The sequence below is a fragment of the Kitasatospora sp. NPDC004272 genome (genome assembly GCF_053603035.1).
Genome location: NZ_JBSGET010000260.1, coordinates 1 through 3,892, shown reverse-complemented (window position 1 = coordinate 3,892; position 3,892 = coordinate 1). Strand labels below are relative to the sequence as shown.

Annotated in this window: 3 protein-coding genes and 1 pseudogene; 2 read left to right on the top strand and 2 right to left on the bottom strand. The window is 76.8% G+C overall.

Features of this window, described 5'->3' with window-relative positions; translation table 11 throughout:
* Window positions 1-71 precede the first annotated feature (71 nt).
* Window positions 72-953: a patatin-like phospholipase family protein gene (locus ACWEO5_RS38140; protein ID WP_452166657.1), complete on the bottom strand. Its 882-nt coding sequence runs from the start codon at window positions 951-953 to the stop codon at window positions 72-74.
* Window positions 954-1,230: 277 nt separating this feature from the next.
* On the opposite strand from ACWEO5_RS38140, the gene ACWEO5_RS38135 reads away from it, so the two are divergent.
* A complete protein-coding gene (locus tag ACWEO5_RS38135) occupies window positions 1,231-2,307 on the top strand; it encodes a 1-acyl-sn-glycerol-3-phosphate acyltransferase (RefSeq protein WP_452166656.1) in 1,077 nt (358 codons plus the stop codon).
* 6 nt (window positions 2,308-2,313) lie between these two features.
* Here the strand turns inward: ACWEO5_RS38135 and ACWEO5_RS38130 are convergent, their stop codons facing one another.
* Window positions 2,314-2,652, bottom strand: coding sequence for a hypothetical protein (locus ACWEO5_RS38130; RefSeq protein ID WP_344553452.1), 339 nt, complete (start codon window positions 2,650-2,652; stop codon window positions 2,314-2,316).
* 616 nt (window positions 2,653-3,268) lie between these two features.
* On the opposite strand from ACWEO5_RS38130, the pseudogene ACWEO5_RS38125 reads away from it, so the two are divergent.
* Window positions 3,269-3,892: pseudogene (locus ACWEO5_RS38125) on the top strand (helix-turn-helix domain-containing protein); the annotation flags it as partial.

The following is a 3,892-nucleotide window of genomic DNA, read 5'->3' as shown; positions in this document are numbered from 1 at the left end:
GGCGCGCGTCAACGGGGGCGCCCACCGGCGTCCGCCGGGCGCGCGCACGGGGCCCCGGGGTGGTGCGGCGGTCAGCCGGTCGCGTCCTGCCGGGTGCGCTGGAGGCCCTCCAGGAATGCGGAGGCCGCGTCGTAACCGAGCGCGATCCGGCGCCGGACGGTCTCCAGTTCGGCACGACCGGAGGCGATCGGTCCGCGTCCGGCCTTCACCAACTCGTCCTCGCCGCTGGGCAGCACGTGCACGGTGACACCGGGCCGGTGCCGGGCGATCTCCGCCTCCACCGCCGCCCGCCGGCTCACCTCGAAGGCGACGTGCGCGAGCTGCCAGGGCAGCCGGGGCACCTCCAGCTGCTCGCCGGTCTGCCGGATCCGCAGCGCGTACACCGTGGTCGCCCCCAGCGAGACGGCCAGGCCGACCGGCAGCGAGTCGATCAGCCCGCCGTCCAGGTAGTGCTCGCCGTCGATCTCCACCGGCGGGAACAGCCCGGGCACGCAGCAGGAGGCCAGCAGCGCCGGGATCAGCTGCCCCTGGTCGAAGTAGTGCGCCGCGGCCCGCTCGATCGAGGACGCAGGGCAGACGAACGGGAGCTTGAGGTCCTCGATCCGGGTGTGCGGCGCGAAGTGGTTGAGCAGCATCCGGTGCGCGGCGTCCTCCGAGGTCAGCCCGGCCCGCACGTGGCGGACGTTGGACAGGAACGCCCGCAGGGACGGCTTCATCACCCGCATGCTGATGAACTCCATCCACAGCTCGGTCAGTTCGGCGACCACCGAGACCGTGGGGTTCTTCGCCAGGATGGCGCCCTGCACCGAGCCGATCGAGGTGCCGACCACGATGTCGGGCACGATCCCGGCCTCCAGCAGGGCCCGGATCATGCCGACCTGGTTGCCGCCCCGCTCACCGCCGCCGCCGAGCACGAACGCGACCTTGCCCTGCCCGTCCGTCAGACCGTCCATCGCTGCGCCGCCTGTCTCCGGGGCGTCCCCGGGTCCGTCCCCCGCACGGACCCGACGGGCCCGCAAGGCCCATCGTCCGATCCGGTTTCCGGCGGCCGCAACCGCTCCCACCTGCACATTCGCCCGTCCGCAGCACCCGGCGGCGGAGACTCGTGCCGCGTCAGGCAGCCTCGGCCGGTCGCAGCGAGGGCCGCCTGACGCGGCACCAGCCCCGATCGGTCCAGCAGAGTGGATCTTCGGCTGGCCGGGGGACCGGCGGCGTGAGAGAGCTGGATCCATGCACAGGACTCCGCCCTCCCCGGGGCCCTCCCGGGCTGCCCGGCCGGGCGCCGCCGCGCTCGCCTCGGCCCGGGACGCCGTCGCGCTCGGCGCCCTGACGGTGCTTCTGCTCCTCCTCGTCCCGCTGCTGCTCCCGCTCGGCCTGCTCCGGCCGCTGCTGCCCGCCCGGGCCGCGGCCGCCGCCCGGCTCCCGCTGGTGTGGGCCGCCTACCTGGCCGGGTTCTCGCTGACCGCGCTGGCCGGTTCGCTGCGGCTGCGCGCCCGCCGCGCCGGCCCGGACGCCTGGCGGCTGCTCACCACCCGGGCCGGACGCCGCTTCCGGCTGCTGGCCGAGCACTGGAGCGGCCTGCGCTTCCAGGTCGAGGCGCCCGAGCCGGCGCCCGACCCCGGACGGCCGGTGGTGGTGCTGGCCCGGCACGCCGGCATCCTGAACACCCAGCTGGCGATCACCGCGGTCACCGCCGTGCTCGGCCGCCGCCCGCGCGGCATCGCCAAGCGCTGCGTCGCCCTGGAGCCCGGCCTGCGGGCGCTGCTGCGCGGCGTGCCGCTGGCCCTGTTCCGCTGGGACCGGGCCGGGCGGTCCGCCGCGCTGGCCGAAATCACCGCGCAGGGGCGGGCGCTGGGCCCGGACGAGGCGCTCTGGCTGTACCCCGAGGGCACCAACTACAGCGCGGCCCGGCGCGCCGGGGCGATCGCCAAGCTGCGCGCCCGGGGGCGGGACGCGCTGGCCGACCGGGCCGAGGCGATGCCGCACGTGCTGCCGCCGCACCTGCCGGGCGCGCTGGCGGCGCTGACCGCCGCCGGGCCGTCCGCCCTGGTGCTGGTGTGCGGGCACACCGGCCCCGAGCGGCTGCTCCCCTGGATGCTCGGCCCCGGCTACGCCCCGGGCCCGGGCGACCGGCTCCGGCTGCGCTGGTGGAGCTTCGGCGCCGAGCAGGTCCCCACCGCCGACGCCGCCGCCTTCGCCGACTGGCTGTACGACCGCTGGGAGCAGCTGGACCGGTGGATCGCCGAGCCCGACGGCCCCACCGCGCACCCGTCCCGGCGGCGCACCGGGAACCTCGACCCGGCCTGAGCGGGCTCAGGTCCAGGCGACGGCCACCACCGCGGCGGCGGCCGTGGACGTCGCCACCGCGAAGAACGCCCACGCCCGCCGGTTGCGCATGCCCACCAGGGCCAGCACCGCGACCAGGACGTCCAGGCCCAGCTTCACCGCCATCTTCGGGTACGGCACCGGCAGGTCCAGCGAGGTCCTGGTCCAGATCAGCCCGGCGCCGGTGACCAGTTGGACGACCGCGCTGGTCACCATGTACCCGCCGGTCACCGGGTCCTTCCCGCGCAGCTGGTAGAAGACGCCGCCCAGCAGCGCGGCGAACCCGAAGAGGTGGAAGACGAGGAACGCGTACCGAAGGATTTCCATGCCGGTGATCTCTCCCAGAGGACGGAACGAGGACGGAACGAGGACGGGGCGGGCGGGGTCTCTCCCGCGGAACCCGTGCTCGGGAGCGTCCGGCGCCCGGGTTTGTGACATCACCGGCGGCACCGAGACGTGGATCACACCGCCCGGCGGGCCGGGCCGCGCTCGCGGTGGCGCTCCCCGGTGCGGCCGGGCGGCCGGGCAGCCGGGCGGCCGGGCCGAGGAGGGGGTGGCGCGGGATGACGGCGCCGACGGGCGCCGAGGCGGCGGGGACGGTTGCGAGGGGCGCGGCGGTCTCCTCCCGGTCCGCTCTCTCCTCCCGCCCCCTCCCGCCCCTCCCGCCGCTCCGGGCGCGCGGTTTCCGGAATTCGCCGACCGCGGCCCGGCCGGTCCCGGAAATCCGGTCCGGAAGTGCCGGGAATTCCGTCCGCCCTTCCGGCGGAACCGTCACCCGGCTCGGCGTTTCCGCACCCGCCGGGTGGTGCGCCGACCCGCGCGGCCGTGCCCGACCCGTTGACCGGCGGGTGGCGCCGCCGCATAATCCGGGTGTCCCGACCGCACCGGAGCGCTCCGCACCGGGCGTCGGACAAACGGATTTTCGCTACCCGGAGGAGCGGAATTGACCGGACCGTGGGAGGGGCTGCCCCGCGATTTCTCCGCCGATCTCAGGGCCGAGCAGCAATCCCTCGCCGCCGAGGTCGTCCGGGAGATCAGGGCCGCCGTCCCGGAATTCTCCCGGCCGCTCTCCGGGCAATTCGGCGCCGGAATCCAGCAGGGCGTGGAGACCGCGCTCGCCGAGTTCACCGACCGGGTCGCCGGGCTGCCCGCGCCCGGCCCGCGCCAGCTGCGGGTGTACCGCTCGCTCGGCCGGGGCGAGCTCGCCGAGGGCCGCAGCCTGGACGCCCTGCAGGCCGCGTTCCGGCTCGGTGCCCGGATCGCCTGGCGCCGGTACGCCCGGGTGGCCCGCCGGCGCGGCCTGACCGCGGAGCAGCTGGTGGCCCTGGCCGAGGCGGTGTTCGCGCACATCGACGAGGTCGCGGCGGCCGGCGTCCAGGGGTACGTGGAGGCCCGCACCGACCGGGCCGGCGCGCTCGGCCGGGCCCGGCACCGGCTGCACGACCTGCTGCTGGCGGGCGCCGACCCGGCCGAACTCGCCGCGGCCGCCCGGCTGGCGGAGTGGCCGCTGCCCGCGCAGGTCGCCGCCGTCTCGCTCGACCCGCGCCCGGCGCCCCGCCCGCCGGGC